This is a genomic window from Acinetobacter sp. YH16042 (assembly GCF_013417245.1).
GTDB classification, from domain to species: domain Bacteria; phylum Pseudomonadota; class Gammaproteobacteria; order Pseudomonadales; family Moraxellaceae; genus Acinetobacter; species Acinetobacter amyesii.
On record NZ_VPEJ01000021.1, the window covers coordinates 24,765 to 42,985 of the forward strand.

Below are 18,221 nucleotides of genomic sequence, written 5' to 3' on the forward strand. Positions count from 1 at the left end.
GCGAAGGGTACATCCTATACCCCGCCCAACGGTGGCATCCATGCCACCACACGATAGTTAGTTTTAACTTAAATTTAAATAATTTAGTCATCTTTTGAAATTGGTCGTAACACTCAATTAATTGAGTTTGGAAAAAGGAGCCGGCAGAAGTGAATAGCATCCCGATCGTGGAACTGCATAGCTCCACAGAAAATAAAATTAAAACAACGCAAACCACTTGTCCATATTGCGGTGTCGGCTGCGGCGTGAGCGCAACAGTTGAACAGACAGCTTTAGGGCAAAAAGTGAGCGTGACTGGCGATGCGAACCATCCATCAAACTATGGCAAGCTGTGCATTAAAGGCAGTAACTTAGCCGATACGATTGGATTAGAAACACGTGTTTTACAGCCGATGCTTGGGCGTCAAACATCACCATTTCATACTCGTCAGGCTACAGATTGGAACACAGCAACAGCACTGATTGCCGAAAAATTTCAGCAATGTATAGATCTTTACGGACGTGAAAGCATCGCTTTTTATGTGTCGGGCCAACTGCTGACGGAGGATTACTATGCCGTTAACAAATTTGTCAAAGGCTATTTAGGTACTGCAAATATTGACACCAATTCACGGCTTTGCATGTCATCGGCTGTGGCGGCACATAAGCGTGCATTTGGTGAAGATCTTGTACCAGCAAGCTATGAAGACTTTGAACACACTGACATGGTTGTTTTGGTGGGTTCTAATACTGCTTGGTGCCATCCAGTGCTGTATCAGCGCATAATGAAAGCCAAAGAAGAACGTGATTTATTTGTTGTCGTGATAGATCCGCGTTTTACCAGTACATGTGAAGCTGCAGATTTGCACTTGCCAATTTTACCTGGCCAAGACGTTGCATTGTTTAACGGCTTACTTCAGTACTTAGTTAAAAATAATTATAGCGATCTTAAATTTATAGCGAGTCATACACAAGGTTTAGCTCAGGCTTTGCAACAAAGTGAATCAGAAGCATCTATTGAAGCTGTTGCAGAACGCACAGGTATTTCATTAGAAAAATTAAATATTTTCTTTGAAAAATTTGCCAAAACAGAAAAGGTCATGAGCCTATTTTCTATGGGCGTCAATCAGTCTTCACGTGGTGTGGACAAAGCCAATAGCATTATCAATTGTCATTTGCTGACTGGAAAAATTGGCAAATTAGGCGCAGCGCCATTTTCCATGACAGGACAGCCGAACGCGATGGGTGGCCGTGAAGTTGGTGGCTTAGCCAATATGCTGGCGGCACATTTAGACCTCGATAACAGAGCGCATCAGGCATTAGTACAAGAGTTTTGGCAAAGTCCTCATATTGCCAACAAGGCTGGGTTAAAAGCAGTCGATTTATTTCAAGCTGTCGAAAGCGGAAAAATTAAAGCCATTTGGATTGTGGCGACAAATCCTGTCGTTAGCTTGCCAGATGCGGATCAAGTCAAACGTGCACTTGAACAATGTGAGTTTGTAGTGGTGTCAGATATCTGCAAGGACACTGACACAACGGTATATGCAGATGTGCTTTTACCAGCTTTAGGCTGGGGTGAAAAAGACGGAACCGTTACCAACTCTGAACGCCGTATTTCACGTCAAACTGCATTTTTAGATGCTCCGGGTGAAGCTAAAGCAGACTGGTGGGCGATAGCGCAAATTGCGAAAAAAATGGGGTTTTCAGGTTTTGACTTTAAAAATAGTCATGAGATATTTATAGAACATGCAAAATTATCTGCGTATAAAAATGTACCCTTAGCGCAAAGAGCTTCGGCAGAGCATTTTCGTTATTTTAATCTTCAAGGCCTAACTGAATTAAGTTTAGAAGATTATAACCAATTTGCGCCAACCCAATGGCCTGTATGGCAAGCTGATCAAGCCGATGATGCTGTTAGCCGTTTGTTTGCCCAAGGCCAATTCAGCCATGCGGATGCCAAAGCTAAATTTGTGGCGACAGCCGCAATTAACCCTGTGCATCAGGTCTGTGGCGAATATCCTTTAATTTTAAACACAGGCCGTATTCGTGACCAATGGCATACTATGAGCCGTACAGGTTTGTCGGCAAACTTAAGTACGCATCGTGCAGAGCCGTATTGTGAAATTCATCCGCAAGATGCCTTGAAGTTTGGTGTCAAAGATGGCGAATTGGTTGAAGTTAAATCCAATTGGGGACTGTGCATCTTACGTGCACAAGTCAGCAGCAATATACGCCGTGGACAAGTTTTTGCGCCAATTCATTGGAATGATCAGGTAGCGTCCGATGCGAGAATTGGTAAAGTGGTTAACCCTGTGGTTGATGCGCTTTCAGGCGAACCTGATTTTAAACACACACCTGTATTTGTGCAGCCGTTTTATACACAGTGGCAAGGCGTGCTGTACGTGCGTCAGGGCTTTGAACACATTGTGCAATCTACCATTCAAAATACGATTTGGTGGACTAAAGTCACCACAGCAAAAGCTACTCGCTATGAACTTGCAAACCGTCAAAAATTCAGCACTACAGCGCAGCAGCTGAAAAACTTGCTGCCATTTACTGACGAATCATTTGAATGGCTGAATTTAGAGGATCAAACGGCACATTTAAGCCATTCTGTGGTTCTGCAAGACGGTCATCTGATTGCAAGCTTGTATATTGCGCCTAGAGCATTGCTGCCTGATCGTGATTGGATTGCAGGCATGTTTAAGCGTGAACGGCTGAGCGCAATGCACCGCAAAGCGCTGCTGGCAGGTCAGCCAATGAATATGACCAACAGTGCAGGTCCGCTGGTGTGCAGCTGCTTTAAAGTCGGCAAAAATACCATTATCGAAACCATTAAAGAAAAGAATATTAGCCATGAAAAACAAGTCACAGCATGTTTAAAAGCCGGCGGTAATTGCGGTTCGTGCTTAGCAGAAATACGGGGTTTGATTAAAGCCTGTCAGACGGAGTACGCAGAATGATGAAGAAAATCACCAAATCAGTAGGCTATCCAGAAACAGACTTGGTTATTTTGGCGGGTGGTCAGGCCCGCAGAATGAACGGAATGAATAAAGTGCTGCAAAAATTTGATAATGAAATTCAGCTGATTAAGATCCATCAGCAGTTGAAATCACGGGTTGAAAATGTCTGGATCAACAGCCATCGTGACCATTCGATTTATAAACGGCTCATTCCCTCGATCCGCTTTTATCAAGATGATGAAGCCGGATTTTTAGGGCCATTGATAGGGATGAAAAGCGCGTGGTCACATGTTGAGTCTGATTATGTTTTGTTTGTCCCGTGCGATGTGACCTATATCCCGAAGAAAGTGCTTTCGAGATTGCATCAGGCCATGCAGCGGGATCCCTTGTGTGAAGTAGCTGTAGTGGAAATTAATGGCAAAGCGCTGTATCCATTTTGTTTGCTGAAACGAAGCAGTCTCACAATGCTGCAGGTGCATCTTGATCAAAAACAGCGCAGTTTGAAGGGGTGTTTTAGTAAAATGCACATGCAAGTTGCACGTTTTCAAAATAATGCACTCTTTTTTCACAGCATTAACTCTCTAGATGAGCTGCAGCAGCACCGTCAGCTGAATGTTCTCTAAAAGCTGTACCTTTTGCGGAGCTTTCATTTCAAATAATGAGCCTAATGTGCTGTTTTTGAACCCAGAGAGAAAATCTACAGCCAATATGAAGCTTTTGAGCATGATATCTAGAGATAAAACAGACTGCTTTTATACCTTAGATAATGGGCTTAACGGCAATTTATATTTTTAATTGCTATTAGTTATTTATAAGTTATTGATTTTGTGTGTCAAAAAAACAAACCAAATCCTCTGAAATAAATATTCAAAAAAGCGCAAAGTTGGAACACTTATTGCAATTTTTACTGCAAGAAAAGAGGGCGCAAAATTTGTACTGAGCTAAGACAGGGCAAATGACAGCACCATGGAAGATAAACATGAACAGCATGACACAATTACAGCCAGCGACCATTTTTAAGGATCAGTTTGGCCGTGAAAAACGCAAATTGCGCATTTCAGTGACAGACCGCTGTAATTTTAAATGTGTCTATTGTATGCCTGAACACCCTGAATGGATGAAAAAGCATAATCTTCTCAGTTTTGAATCACTTTACAATTTTTGTGAGTTTATGGTGCTGCGCGGGATTGATCAGATCCGGATCACGGGCGGCGAACCTCTCATACGTCAAGGCGTTGTGCATTTTATTGAACAGCTGCAACAGCTGAGAAAGCTAGGCCTTAAACGTATATCCATGACCACCAATGGACATTATCTGAAACAATATGCACAGGCCCTAAAACAAGCTGGCTTAGATGGCATAAATATCAGTTTAGACAGTTTGGATGAAGCGCAATTTTTTCAGCTGACGCAAAAACAATTACAGCCAGTATTAGAAGGGATTGAAGCGGCTAAGCAAGCGGGCTTTGACATTAAGATTAATACAGTTTTGATTAGAGGTCTGAATGATCAGCAGATTATTCCTTTAACTTATTGGGCACAGCAGCAGCGTTTTGAGCTGCGCTTCATTGAGTTCATGCCTTTAGACGGTGATCAAAACTGGACTAAAGATTCCGTTGTCACTGAACAAGAAATATTAACGACATTGAAAACCGTTTTTGAGGTGAACATCTTGTGTGGGCAAGGTGCATCGCCAGCCCGCAGCTATGAAGTAAACGGTTTACCGATTGGGATTATCTCAACCATCAGTAATTCATTTTGCGGTAGCTGTGACCGTTTAAGACTGAATGCTCAAGGTGAGTTTTTTAACTGTTTATTTGCAAAAAAAGGCTTAGACCTGAGCAAGGACATACGCTCACTTAAAAGCACACTGGCTGAAAATGAAAATCCGCTGGATACGTTGAACATGCAAAACAAACTTGGCAGCTATATTTGGCAAAAAGAACAGGGCTTTCACACGATTACAGCGTCTAGTACTAGCAATACCAGAAAAATCAGCATGCATATGATTGGAGGTTAATGATGACTCAAATCACCATCAAAATTGAATCTTTTGGCGCTATTGAGCGTCTATTGCCAGCGCATTTGAGTCTGACTTGCTTGGCACAGCAGTCAATTGCAGAGGTTTTGCAGCAAGTTGCAAATCAATTTCCAGAATCATTCAGCATGCTTGAGCGCTGCGCCTGTGCCATTGGGGAAGACATTGTGCCAAGACAAACCGCATTGATGCAGGACAGTACCGTTGTGCTGCTGTCACCTGTGGCGGGAGGCTGAATATGGAGCTCAAGCATATTTCACGCATACAAGATACAGTATTCAGCCAAGCTGATTTTGACAGCATTGAGGCATTTCCTGAATGCGGCGGTATAGGTGTATTTATTGGCGCGGTTCGTAATCACCATGAAGGCAAAGCGGTAAAAGCCCTGAAATATACAGCTTATGCGCCTGTGGCTGAGAAAATGATCCGACAAATTGAACAGGAAATTCAAGCCAAATACGACGTGTCATATGTACGGGTTGTGCATCGTATTGGCAGTTTAGATATTGGTGATACTGCAATTATTGCTATGGCTTATGCACCGCACCGCCGTGAAGCTTTTGCAGCCTGCGAAGAAGCGGTTGAACGTGTAAAGCATGAAGTGCCTGTTTGGAAAGAAGAGTTTTATATGGATGGCAGCAGTCAATATGTAGAGGGCTGCTGTATTCGTAAGGATCACGCGCCTGAAGTGGCAGATCACGAAACGAAGCATGCTCATGTTCATAGCGAGTCATGCGAACATTCACATCAAAATAGCCAGACCATGCATTTGAACGCCAATATTTACCAATGGCATTTATAAAACCCAAAATTCAATATTTTCAATATTACAGCTGAAAATGAACAAAATAAGGATAAAGCAATGAAAAATGTGGGCATGAAAGCGGAAAGTTACCGTACAGCCATTGCAACTGGAATTCTGCATGCGCCGCCACATTGCATTGAACTGCTGCGTAATGGCAATACAGAAAAAGGCGATGCGCTGAAAACCGCACGGATTGCAGGTATATTGGGCGCAAAACGCACGGATGAACTCATTCCGCTGTGTCATCCGCTGCCGATCTACCGTGCAGATGTCGAATATGAATTATTTGAGGCGCATGTCGAAATCAGTGCTGTGGTTGAAACCATTGGCCCAACGGGTGTGGAAATGGAAGCTTTAACTGCTGTCAGCCTTGCGGGTTTAACGCTGTATGACATGCTTAAACCACACTGTGAACCAGAGAATTTGTGCCTAGATCAGGTAAAACTGCAAAAGAAAAAAGGCGGTAAATCACATTTTACTCGTGTGCTTAAAGAAAGCTTATCGGCATCAATTATTGTGCTTTCAGATACAGTTGCAACTGGTAAAAAACCGGATACCGCTGGGCAAAATGTCCTCGAAATATTGGAAGAAGCAAACTTCAGCAATATCAGCTATCAAGTGATACCAGACAGTCCTGAACAACTGCTTGCCTTGATTGAGCAGCAAAAAAATCAATACCCGCTGATATTGACGGTTGGCGGTACGGGTTTAGGGCCAAAAGATTTAACTGTAGAAACGATACAGCCGCTGTTAAAACGTGAAATTCCGGGTTTGATGGAGGCTTCACGCAGTTTTGGTCAAAAACGCACGCCTTATGCTGCGCTTAGCCGTGGTGTTGCGGGCTATATAGATAACAGCCTTGTCATTACATTGCCGGGCAGCAGACAAGGCGCAAAAGAATCACTTATTGCCATTTTACCTGCCTTGGTACATCTATTTGATGTGCAGAAGAATATTCCGCATGCAGGAGGCTATCAATGAGCCAAGCTGTATTGCATACAGGCTGCGGTGCTGAGGCTGGACTGATTTCAGTTGACGAGGCTCTTGCGCTGATTCAGACACATACGCAAAGTTTGGCGCATGAAACTTTGGAACTTCAACACGCTTTAGGCCGTTATTTGGCGGCAGATGTGCATTCACAAATTCAGCTGCCCTTATTTGCTCAAAGCGCTGTAGACGGCTATGCCATTTGCGCGGCGGGTGAAATTAAAGCAGGTACGCAATTTGAGCTCATTGGAGAAATCCGCGCAGGGCAAACGGCTGAAACTATTTTAAAAGCAGGCCAAGCTGTCCGTATATTTACTGGCGCGCCGATTCCTGAAGGCACGACTACAGTAGCACGGCAAGAAATTGTGAAAGCGGATGCACAGCAAATTGAATTGACTTCAGTTTTAAATAAGCATGCGGATATTCGTGATGCAGGTGAGGAATTCTCAGAGGGTCAAATATTGGCAAGAAAAGGCCAAAAACTTTCTGTGGGCGCAATTGCAGCACTGAGTATGGCAGGTATTTCTCATTGTGAGGTCTACGCTTACCCTAAAGTTGCGGTGGTCATTACAGGTGATGAAGTTGCACAAAATATAGAAGATTATCGTGCAGGTAAAATATTTGATGCCAATGCGCCGCTGATTTTAGTATGGTTTCAGTCGCAGCACGTCCAAGTTGAAGTGATTCATATTGCAGATGAAAAACAGGCGGTTTTAGATTTATTCAACCGTTTAAAAGACAGCTTTGATTTAATTTTAACGACTGGCGGCGTATCTGTCGGTGATTATGATTTTGTTCGGCCGGCAGCCTTGGACATCGGTTTTCAGCAAATTTTCTGGAAAGTGAAACAAAAACCCGGCAAACCGATGCTGTTTGCACAATATCGACGTCCTGACAGCAGTTCCTGTTATTTACTCGGACTGCCGGGCAACCCCGCTGCAGTCTATGTCGGCATGCAAATTTATACAGATAGATTATTGAAAGCCCTACAAGGTCAAACACCTGCGCTGGACTGGTTCAGCGCAGTCATGACACATGACCTAAAAGCAGATGCACGTGAGCGGTTTTTAAGAATGTCGGCGCACTTTGATAAGCAAGGCAAGCTTCAACTAACCAGCCTGTCTAAACAGCAGTCGCATATGTTGAGCAATTTAATGCAAGCTAATTGCATTGTTCGGATTCCTGCAGGGCAGTCTGTGCAAGCAGGACAAATTCTTCAAGGCGTATTTATTCAGCATTAGGAGTTTGCTATGCGATTCAAATTTATTTTAGCACTAGGAGTGAGCTTCATTGCTGGCGCATCTCAGGCGGAAACAGTCAAAATTTATGCTGCAGCCAGTTTAAGCAATGCTATCAGCGATATTGCAAAGCAATATCAGGCACAGAATCCAGACATCAAAATTGTACCGGTATTTGGCGCGTCATCTGCTTTAGCCAAACAGATTGAAGCCGGTGCGCCAAGTGATTTGTATTTTTCAGCAGATGTGGACTGGATGAATTATTTGGTGCAAAAACAGAAAATACCTGCAAAGCAAGTATTCAACATGCTAAGCAATGATTTGGTGCTGATTACGCCTAAAGCGGTGAATATGCAATTTAAAGCCGTGCCGCAGTTTAATTTTGCCAAGGCATTCAAAGGTCACTTATGTACAGGGCAAATGGAGTCTGTACCTGCTGGAAAATATGCCAAACAAAGCCTAACCAAGTTGGGCTGGCTATCAAGTTTGAATGGAAGGATTGTCGGGACAGATGATGTACGATCGGCTTTGGCTTTTGTTGAACGCGGTGAGTGCCAAGCGGGGATTGTTTACCGTACCGATGCGCTGATCAGTTCTAAAGTTAAAATAGCCGGGATTTTTCCAAATCATACTCATCAACCGATCATTTATCCATTGGCTTTAACACATCAAGGCGCAGCTAAACCTGAGGCCGTGAAGTTTTACCGTTATCTTAAAGACCATGCGCAAAGCAAAATGCTGTTTAAGAATTATGGCTTTGGTGTGAAGGGCTAAAGCATGCTAAGCCCTGAAGAGTGGAGCGCCTTGTATCTGTCGGCTAAGGTTGCCATTTGCGCCACTGTATTTTGCTTACCATTTGCTATAGGGCTGGCATGGGTTTTGGCGCGCTATGAGTTTCATTTAAAATTTTTGGTCGAAGCACTTTTACAAATGCCAATGGTGCTGCCGCCGGTGGTTCTAGGATATTTGCTATTGGTGCTGTTTGGTTCAAATGGCTGGATCGGCAAGATGCTAATTGAATGGGGAATTCAGCTGGTTTTTAATTGGAAAGGCGCCGTTTTAGCATCGATGATTGTGTCATTTCCGCTGATTGTGCAGCCGATCCGTTTGTCTTTTCAAATGATCAATCAACAGCTTGAGCAGGTTGCAGGCTCACTAGGCGCACATCCTTTACGGGTATTTGTCTCAATCAGCCTGCCGCTGGCTTTACCAGGGATTTTAATTGGCAGCATTTTAGGCTTTAGCCGAAGTCTAGGTGAGTTTGGCGCAACCATTACCTTTGTCGGCAATATTCCAGATGAAACCCGAACCATTCCTATCGCCATTTATTCGCTGATACAGCAGCCAAATGGTGAAGAGGCCGCAATGCGTTTAGTGATCCTTTCATTGCTGGCGGCTTTTGGCGCATTGATTGCCAATTATTATATTTTACAGCGCTATCAGCGAAAACTCGGAGCCGGCCATGCTTCAGTGTGATTTTCAGTTTCAATATGCAGATTTTCAATTGCAGGCTCGGCTGCAGATGCAAGAACAGCTGCTTGGCATTATGGGGCCATCAGGCAGCGGCAAGTCTACGCTGCTGAAAAATTTGGTTGGTTTGCTGCAGCCGCAGCAAGGTTATATATCGCTGAATCAGCGTGATGTGTTCGATACGGCGCAGAAGATTAACGTGCCGATGCATCAACGCAGTATTGCGCTGATTTTTCAAAAATCATGGCTTTTTCCGCATATGAATGTGCAGCAAAATCTGCAATATGCGGAGAACTTAGGCGCTCAGGAAAATGCGAAATTTAAATTTGAGCAAGTGACTAATCTGCTTGAGTTACAGCCACTGCTCAAACGGCGGGCGCATGAACTTTCTGGCGGAGAGGCGCAGCGCGTTTCCATAGGACGCGCATTGCTGTCACAGCCTGACTTACTGCTGTTAGATGAACCGCTGACAGGACTGGACCGCAGGCTGAAAGATCAAATATTGCCATTTTTAAACACGGTGAAAGAACAGTTGGCGCTGCCGATGATATATGTTACGCATCATGGCGATGAATTAGATTATTTAAAAGCCCATGTTTTGCATCTAGAAAATGGTCAAATAAGTTTTTAAATAAATATAAATTATATAAGTAATAACAATAAATTAGATGAAAAAATGGCATTAAGTTGCATCTTAAAGTTTTGATTAGAACTATGAAAAACTCATTTTCTAGATTAAATTGTTACAAAACAAGGGAGAACACAGCGTTTTCCCTTTTTTATTCCTAATGATCTTGGAAATAATGATTTGTACGACTGAACGTGCAGACAGGGAATCTAATCGATGCATGATGATAGCTTAGCCACACATAATTCAACTGCAAAACTGGGTGCAGGGCTATCTAATCGGCATATCACGATGATCAGTATCGGTGGTGTAATTGGTGCTGGACTGTTTGTTGGATCATCTGCTGCTATCGCAAAAGCTGGGCCTGCCGCTGTTCTTGCTTATATTATTACCAGTATATTGGTTTTTTTAGTCATGCGAATGTTGGGGGAGATGGCAGTAGCTCAACCTGACACAGGCTCATTTTCAACCTATGCGAGAAAAGCCATAGGGCCATGGGCTGGCTTTACCATCGGATGGTTATATTGGTGGTTTTGGGTATTAGTTATTCCTATTGAAGCAATTGCCGGTGCAGAAATTTTGCATGCGTGGTTTCCATCAATATCCAGCGCTGTCTTTGCAACTATTTTTATTATTTTCCTCAGTTTAGCCAACTTTTTTAGTACACGGAGCTTTGGTGAGTTTGAATTTTGGTTTTCTCTGATAAAAGTCTTGGCTATTGTAATTTTTATCGCCATTGGACTCACCGCAATATTTGGATTTTGGCCGTTAGCACCTAATGTAAGTGGTGTAGAAAATCTATTCAAAAATGATGGATTTATGCCAAATGGCCTGGGTGGAGTACTTTCAGCAATATTGATTTCAGCATTTTCATTCTTTGGTGTTGAAATCTTATCGATCGCTGCAGCAGAATCAAAAGATCCTGAGCAAAAAATTAAACGCGCAACCAATTTAGTGTTGTATCGAGTCATCTTATTTTTTGTGGTTTCAATTTTTATAACGGTTGCATTGGTAGATTGGCGTTCACCGCAATTACGACAATTAGGCACCTTCCAATATGTCTTGGTCAGTTTAAATGTTCCACAATCAAAATTAATTATTGATAGTGTGGTCTTTATTGCGGTTGCAAGTTGTATGAATGCTGCACTTTATAGTTCTTCAAGGATGCTATTTTCATTGGGGACACGCAAAGAAGCACCTCAATGGGTCACATCAATTAATGCCTCTGGTGTGCCTGCAATTGCAGTATTGGCATCGTCTGTAGTGGGCTTAATTTGCTGTGCAGTCAATTATTTATTTCCAGGCCAAGTATTTGGATTTTTACTGTCTACAACAGGTTCAATTGCCTTATTGGTTTATTTAGTGATTGCATTTTCACAGCTTAAATTGAGAACACAAATCGAAAAAAATGGAACTGAGGTTGCGTTTAAAATGTGGCTCTTTCCATGGCTGACATGGGCTGTCATTTTGGTGATCTTAAGTGTGCTGATCTATATGTTTTTATCTCCAGCCTACAGTTATGAAACTTCATTATCTTTAGGTGTTACGACATTGGTGGTTCTCTGCGGCTTAGTTGTGACAAGAAAAGCTAAGTTGAAGAATGATTCAGAACTAAATTAAAAAAGGTTTCTCCGATAAAAATCGTAATCATGAACCAATGGATTGTCTTTAGCATGTGCCGTGTCAGGAGATTAAAGCGAATGCCTTACGTTATATCTCTATGGCAATCCATTTTTAAGACAAATTCAAAGATTCACTTGACCTTCGACCGACTCCAAGCTTTATAATCGTTAAAATTTTCTTGATTGATGGAATATGCGTTCTGCGACATGGATAACAGTCTTAGTTGGATTGTTCATGTTCCAAAGCCTTTGGAACGTGGCAGCCGCTTTCTGTGTGCATGAAGAGCAAACTCAAGTTGTTCAAAGCTATCATTTTGGTCATCATCAAAATACCTTATGCGTCAGCAGTGAAACCAATCCACAGCATTCGTTGCATCAAGCATCTGATGAATCTAGTAGCAAACCAGTCAAAAATATCGCTAACGATCTGCAACTTGGTGAAGATCATCAAGACCATTTGCCGTCTATGGCGCATTTGATTGTGCAAAATCAACAATCGATTCTTTTTATTGCACATCAGAGCTTTGAATATTCGCCAAAATTTGTTTGGAAGAATCTTTATCAAGCCCCTGATTTATTACTGCAAACACCTCCTCCTGTTTATGCCCCGCTAATGGCGGGGTAGCCTAAAACATTCCCGCCACTTTTTTTAATAAATGAGTGGGAAAAATCATGTCTTTATATTTTATGGCGTTTATACGTCTAGGCTTAGCTGTCGGTATTTCGACGGCCTTACAAAGTACTTTTGCGGAAAATGTCAGTAGTTTTGAATCTGCATTTGCCAAAGTACAAAACTACCAAGCCCAAACTGATATTTGGCAACAACAACAGCAAATCTCTGATTTTAATCTGCGTCAAAGCAAGCTATGGCAAAACCCAAGTCTATCGATTGAACAAAATGGTTTTGGTAAAAATCAAGATCAAGAGCTCAGTATCGGAATCAGCCAGCCAATGGATGTATTCGGTCAGCGTAAAATCAATCAAGCACTCGCGAGTACCTCTGCACAGCAAATACAGTTGCAACAGCAAATTTGGAATGCGCAAAGTCAGCTGATTGTGAAGTTTGCATGGTCACAGCTAGCCATCGCTCAAAATGAGCAATCGATTTACGCTACACAGCTCAAACTCAGTAAATCTAATTTGGACAGCGCGCAAAAACGCTATCAGGCAGGCAGTATAGCTTTGGTGGATGTAGAGCGCGCTCAAATTGAAGCTTTGGAAATACAGCGTCTATACCAACAGGCGCTTTTAAAACAGCAAACTGTGGCGCGTCAGCTTTCTAATTTATGGGGTGAATCCACGTCGCAAATCGCGTTGAATAACAGCGTTACGCCTTGGCCTGAACAGAGCCAAAGTTTAGTTGAGCGTAATTTATCGGAAGGTTGGCTACAAAAATTGTATGCCTTGAATGTTCAGCAGGCAAATCAGCAAATTGAACATTTAAAAGTACAAGCACGTCCAAACCCAACCCTAAATATGGGCATGTCACGTACCAAGTCTCCAACTGACGCCAATGATACGGCCTTGGTACTTGGTGTGGATATTCCGCTCAATATTTTTAACCGCCAGCAATATGCCATTCCAATGGCGCAAAAACAGCAAATTTTATTAAATCATCAGCAACAGCGCGAGTTAAAACAGCAAGTTTTGGACATTGCCAATAGCATTCACCAGCTTAAAGGTCTACGTACGCAGTTTGATGCCACAAGCAATCAGATTGGCTTGGCTGAAAAGGTTCAAAACCGAACTTTGCAAGGTTTTCAGGCAGGTAAATTTGCCATTACAGATGTACAGCAAACCACAAAACAACTCCAAGACCTTCGACTTAGCCAAATGCAAATTTTGGCGCAGGCTTGGCAAAGTGCACTCAGTGCTGAAGCCCTAAGTATTGGCACCAGTTATGAAGAAATCAGCCGTTCAGATGCTTATAGCCAACTCAATAAAAAAGCCATTGAAGCATCCCAAACCCTCATCAACAGCGCATCAGCACAATAAGGCAGTTAATCACATGAAAATTAAACAAGATGGAAAAATTTCACAGCCTTTGATGATTGCAGTTTTGATTGGCCTAACGCTGATGCTCTGTACTGCTATTTGGTTCAGTACAAATAAATCCGATGCGGATAAAACTGAGAGTGATGGAGATCATAACGAGGCTAATGATAGTGATGCTGAAGCAGAACATGCAGAAGAAGGTGAACTGCAACTCACCGCTCAGCAAATGGTGGAACAAGGAATTAAAATTGCGACTGTAGAAAATGGTCTGGTCGAAAATATTATTCAATTGCCAGGTAAATTGGCCGTTAATACTGATCAGCAGGCACATATTTCCCCAAACTTCAGCGGTCATGTCGAGCAAGTCAGTGTGGCACTCGGTCAAACTGTACAAAAAGGGCAAACTTTAGCTGTGCTGTCAGTACCTGAATTGATTGATCAGCAAGCCAATTTACGTATGGCTGAAGCTAATTTAGATTTAGCCCGTCAAGATTATCAGCGTGAGCAGAAGTTATGGTCTCAAGGGATTTCTGCCAAACAGGACTTTCAGCGTGCTGAAAATGCCTATCGTCAAGCTCAAATTAGCGTACAGTCAGCACAATCGCGCTTGCAAGCTTTGGGCGCGAATAGTGGTCAAAATGGGCGATTTATTATTCGTGCACCAATTGCTGGTGTGATTAGTCAAAAAGATATTGTGGTGGGGGAAAATGTGCAATTGGCAGACCAATTGTTCACCATCGAACAGCTTAAAGATTTGTGGCTGGAATTTAACTTAGCTCATCAATATTCCGCACAATTACAAACGGGTCAAAATGTCTCTTTCAAAATCAATGGTTCAGATCAGCTCTATAGCGCGGAGGTACAAAGCCTGACATCACAGGCAGATGTACAAACTGGACGCTTGGTGGTACGCGCCAAATTAAAACAACAATCTGCTGAGCTTCGCCCAAATGTGATGGTCAATGTGCTATTGGCAGATTCAGGTAACAAGAATGTATTACGGGTGCAAAAGTCCGCCGTGCAAAGTATTGAGGGTCAAGACAGTATTTTTATTGTTGAATCTGAACAAAAAGGCCAAGTGCATTTAAAAGCGCAAGCTCTAAAACTTGGACAAGCATCCAGTGATGGACAATGGCTAGAAGTGATTTCGGGTCTTGAAGCAGGGCAAAAGTATATTTCCCAAGGCAGTTTTTTACTGAAATCTGAACTGGAAAAAGACGAGGCTGGCCATGAACACTAATTCAGAGAACCCGAACACAAATTTACCAAAGCCAGAAGGTCTATTCGAACGCATTATTCAGTTTTCAATTCAAAATGCAATTTGGGTGATGCTGTTTGTTTGTACGTGGATTGCCGTCGGGATTTATAGTTATCAAAAACTGCCGATTGATGCAGTCCCTGATATTACCAATACCCAAGTGCAAATTAATACACAGGCCAGTGGCTTTACAGCGCTTGAAGTGGAACAGCGGATTACCTATCCGATTGAAAATGCGATGGCTGGTATTCCAGATTTGGAATTGACCCGTTCTATTTCCCGTTATGGCCTGTCACAAGTCACGATTGTCTTTAAAGACGGTACGGATCTTTACTGGGCGCGTCAGCAAATTAATCAGCGGGTACAGGAAGTACAGTCGTCATTGCCTGCTCAAGTTTCTCCGACGATGTCGCCCGTTTCGACAGGTTTGGGTGAAATTTATCAATGGGTGCTTAAAGCTGAACCCAATACAAAAAAAGCAGATGGCACAGCATATAGCGCGATGGATTTGCGTGAAATTCAAGATTGGATTGTGCGTCCGCAATTACAGCGTGTACAAGGTGTTGCCGAGGTCAACAGTATTGGTGGTTTTAATAAAACCTATGTGGTTTCACCTGATTTAAACCGCATGCAACAGCTGAACCTGTCATTAGAACATTTACAGCAAGCGCTCACGGAAAATAACGAAAACCGTGGTGCAGGATTTATTGAAGAAAATGGTCAGCAGTTAACAGTTCGAGTGCCGGGAACCTTAAACACCATTTCAGATATTGAAAACACCATGATTGACAGTCCTAATGGCAGTCCAATTCGGGTGGGTGATATTGCACAAGTATCGATAGGACATGATTTGCGCACAGGTGGTGCAACCTATAACGGCGAAGAAACCGTTTTAGGTATTGCCATGATGGCTATGGGACAAAATAGCCGAACTGTCTCGAAAGCTGTAGATTCCAAAATTAAAGACATTCAAGCCAGCTTACCCAAAGGGGTAAAAATTGAAACAGTGTATGACCGTACCACATTGGTGGAGAAAGCGATTAAAACCGTTCAAAAGAACTTGGTTGAAGGCGCAATTCTAGTCATCATCATTTTATTTATCTTTTTAGGCAATATCCGTGCAGCACTCATTACGGCCTGTGTTATTCCGCTGTCAATGCTGTTTACCTTAACCGGCATGGCACAAAAGAATATCAGCGCGAATTTGATGAGCTTAGGTGCGCTGGATTTCGGGATTATTGTTGATGGTGCTGTGGTCATTGTTGAAAACTGTATCCGCCGCTTGGCGCATGCACAGCAAACATTAAAGCGTCCATTAACGCAAAATGAACGTTTTAAAGAAGTCTTTTTGGCTGCACGTCAGGCGCGCCGTCCGCTGATATTCGGTCAGTTAATTATTTTAGTGGTTTATTTGCCAATTTTTGCTTTAAGTGGTGTAGAAGCAAAAATGTTCCATCCGATGGCATTAACTGTGGTATTGGCACTTGTGGCGGCGATCATTCTGTCTATTACATTTGTACCTGCTGCTGTAGCGCTTTGGGTGAAAGGTGAAATTAAAGAAACAGAAAGCCGTTGGATGAATTGGCTGAAAAAGCAGTATCTTCAAATTTTAAATAAAGCCTTTCATTACAAGGCTGTAGTGATGACTTTTGCACTGTGTTTACTGCTCATTACTGGGCTTTTAAGCACCAAAATTGGCAGTGAGTTTGCACCACAGCTGAGTGAGGGTGATTTTGCAGTTCAGTTGATGCGCTCACCAAGCACAGGCCTAGAAGAATCATTAAAAATGCAGGAGAACGCTGAGAAATTGCTGCTGAAAAAATTTCCAGAGATTCAGGCTGTATTTGCTCGTACAGGTACAGCAGAAGTGGCAACCGATGTAATGCCTCCGAACATTTCCGATGGTTATATTATGCTTAAACCACGAAATGAATGGCCGAACCCTAAAGAAAGTGTGGATGAACTGCGTGGCCGTATGGTGGCTTATGTGGCTACGATTCCAGGTAATAACAGTGAGTTTTCTCAACCGATTGAACTACGCTTTAATGAGCTGATCTCAGGTGTACGTAGTGATGTGGGCGTTAAAATATTTGGCGATGATATGCAAGTGCTCAATACAGAAGCCACTAAAATTGCCAAAATTATGCAGCAAGTTGCAGGGAGTAGCGCCGTAAAAGTTGAACAAACCGCAGGTTTACCTTTATTAAATATTGAAATAGATAAGGCTTTGGCTGCGCAATATGGTTTAAGCGTTAAATCGATACAGGATACTGTGGCAGCCAGTGTCGGTGGACAAAGTGTAGGGGAGATTTTAGAAGGCGATCGCCGTTTTGACTTTGTTATTCGTTTAAATGATCAAGATCGTAATGTAAGCACGATTTCACAACTCCCGTTAAAGTTGCCAAATGGTGGCAGTATTGTACTCTCAAATGTTGCCACAGTGTCTAATGTAGATGGGATCAATCAAGTCAGCCGTGAGAATGGTAAACGCCGTATTGTAGTGACTGCCAATGTTGAGGGCCGTGATTTAGGTTCTTTTGTGGCGGGTATGCAGACTCAGCTGAAACAATATGCATTACCAAGCGGTTATTGGATTGAATATGGCGGTCAATTTGAAAACCTTGCATCTGCCAAAGCAAGAATGCAAATTGTCATTCCTTTAGCACTACTGACCATCTTTATTTTATTAATGGCAGTATTTCATAATGTGAAAGAAAGTCTGCTGGTCTTTACTGGCGTACCCTTTGCCTTAACGGGCGGTGTATTGTTTCTTTGGTTAAGAGATATTCCGCTTTCGATGTCTGCAGGGATTGGATTTATTGCACTCTCAGGTGTTGCTGTGCTGAATGGCCTGGTCATGCTGACCTTCATTAAAGAACTGGGGGACAAGTATCCATTGCATGAAGCCGTATGGCAGGGCGCTGTACTTCGATTACGCCCAGTACTCATGACTGCCTGTGTTGCCTCTTTAGGTTTTGTACCAATGGCTTTGGCAACAGGTACAGGTGCGGAAGTGCAACGGCCTTTAGCCACGGTTGTGATCGGCGGTATTCTTTCTTCCACCTTGCTGACCTTGGTGCTATTGCCAGTGCTTTACCGCTGGCTTAATACAGCTCGATCTCAATAATCTAGACTAAGCAATTTTGATTAAAACGATATTGCATTAACCCATACGGTTCATTCATTAGACAGAATGGATCGTATGGACTTACGATTTATCAATATTTAAACACAGCTA

General features: G+C 42.7%; 15 protein-coding genes. All 15 read left to right on the plus strand.

Annotation, left to right across the window (positions count from 1 at the left end):
* Nucleotides 1-149: 149 nt before the first annotated feature.
* The 15 genes from FTV37_RS13240 (at nt 150) to FTV37_RS13310 (ending at nt 18,110) form a co-directional block, all read left to right on the plus strand.
* The gene (locus FTV37_RS13240; protein ID WP_180064072.1) at nt 150-2,942 is read left to right on the plus strand and encodes a nitrate reductase; all 2,793 of its coding nucleotides are present in this window, start codon (nt 150-152) and stop codon (nt 2,940-2,942) included.
* Nucleotides 2,942-3,565, plus strand: coding sequence for a molybdenum cofactor guanylyltransferase (locus tag FTV37_RS13245; protein WP_373683585.1), 624 nt, complete (start codon nt 2,942-2,944; stop codon nt 3,563-3,565). Before FTV37_RS13240 ends, FTV37_RS13245 begins: the two co-directional genes overlap by 1 nt.
* Nucleotides 3,566-3,921: 356 nt before the next feature.
* The gene (gene moaA, locus FTV37_RS13250) at nt 3,922-4,962 is read left to right on the plus strand and encodes a GTP 3',8-cyclase MoaA (RefSeq protein ID WP_180064074.1); all 1,041 of its coding nucleotides are present in this window, start codon (nt 3,922-3,924) and stop codon (nt 4,960-4,962) included.
* Between the two features lie 2 nt (nt 4,963-4,964).
* Nucleotides 4,965-5,216: a MoaD/ThiS family protein gene (locus tag FTV37_RS13255; protein ID WP_180004419.1), complete on the plus strand. Its 252-nt coding sequence runs from the start codon at nt 4,965-4,967 to the stop codon at nt 5,214-5,216.
* 2 nt (nt 5,217-5,218) lie between these two features.
* A complete protein-coding gene (locus tag FTV37_RS13260; protein WP_180004420.1) occupies nt 5,219-5,782 on the plus strand; it encodes a molybdenum cofactor biosynthesis protein MoaE in 564 nt (187 codons plus the stop codon).
* A gap of 60 nt (nt 5,783-5,842) precedes the next feature.
* On the plus strand, nt 5,843-6,766 hold the full coding sequence (moaCB, locus tag FTV37_RS13265; protein WP_180064075.1) for a bifunctional molybdenum cofactor biosynthesis protein MoaC/MoaB: 924 nt from the start codon (nt 5,843-5,845) through the stop codon (nt 6,764-6,766).
* Nucleotides 6,763-8,013 carry a molybdopterin molybdotransferase MoeA gene (locus FTV37_RS13270; protein WP_180064076.1) on the plus strand — a complete coding sequence of 417 codons (1,251 nt, stop codon included), beginning with the start codon at nt 6,763-6,765 and terminating at the stop codon, nt 8,011-8,013. The genes moaCB and FTV37_RS13270 overlap by 4 nt, the downstream gene beginning before the upstream one ends.
* A 9-nt stretch (nt 8,014-8,022) precedes the next feature.
* The gene (gene modA, locus FTV37_RS13275) at nt 8,023-8,784 is read left to right on the plus strand and encodes a molybdate ABC transporter substrate-binding protein (RefSeq protein WP_180064077.1); all 762 of its coding nucleotides are present in this window, start codon (nt 8,023-8,025) and stop codon (nt 8,782-8,784) included.
* A gap of 3 nt (nt 8,785-8,787) precedes the next feature.
* A complete protein-coding gene (modB, locus tag FTV37_RS13280) occupies nt 8,788-9,486 on the plus strand; it encodes a molybdate ABC transporter permease subunit (RefSeq protein ID WP_180027004.1) in 699 nt (232 codons plus the stop codon).
* Nucleotides 9,473-10,111, plus strand: a complete 639-nt coding sequence (locus FTV37_RS13285) for an ATP-binding cassette domain-containing protein (protein WP_180064078.1) — start codon at nt 9,473-9,475, stop codon at nt 10,109-10,111. Before modB ends, FTV37_RS13285 begins: the two co-directional genes overlap by 14 nt.
* Nucleotides 10,112-10,324: 213 nt before the next feature.
* The gene (locus FTV37_RS13290) at nt 10,325-11,728 is read left to right on the plus strand and encodes an amino acid permease (RefSeq protein ID WP_180064079.1); all 1,404 of its coding nucleotides are present in this window, start codon (nt 10,325-10,327) and stop codon (nt 11,726-11,728) included.
* A gap of 195 nt (nt 11,729-11,923) precedes the next feature.
* Complete coding sequence (locus FTV37_RS13295; RefSeq protein ID WP_218947605.1) at nt 11,924-12,355, plus strand: cation efflux protein, CzcI-like; 432 nt, start codon at nt 11,924-11,926, stop codon at nt 12,353-12,355.
* Between the two features lie 47 nt (nt 12,356-12,402).
* A complete protein-coding gene (locus FTV37_RS13300) occupies nt 12,403-13,725 on the plus strand; it encodes a TolC family protein (protein WP_180064080.1) in 1,323 nt (440 codons plus the stop codon).
* A gap of 13 nt (nt 13,726-13,738) precedes the next feature.
* On the plus strand, nt 13,739-14,965 hold the full coding sequence (locus FTV37_RS13305) for an efflux RND transporter periplasmic adaptor subunit (protein WP_180064081.1): 1,227 nt from the start codon (nt 13,739-13,741) through the stop codon (nt 14,963-14,965).
* Nucleotides 14,955-18,110, plus strand: coding sequence for an efflux RND transporter permease subunit (locus FTV37_RS13310; RefSeq protein WP_180064082.1), 3,156 nt, complete (start codon nt 14,955-14,957; stop codon nt 18,108-18,110). Before FTV37_RS13305 ends, FTV37_RS13310 begins: the two co-directional genes overlap by 11 nt.
* Nucleotides 18,111-18,221: the final 111 nt, after the last annotated feature.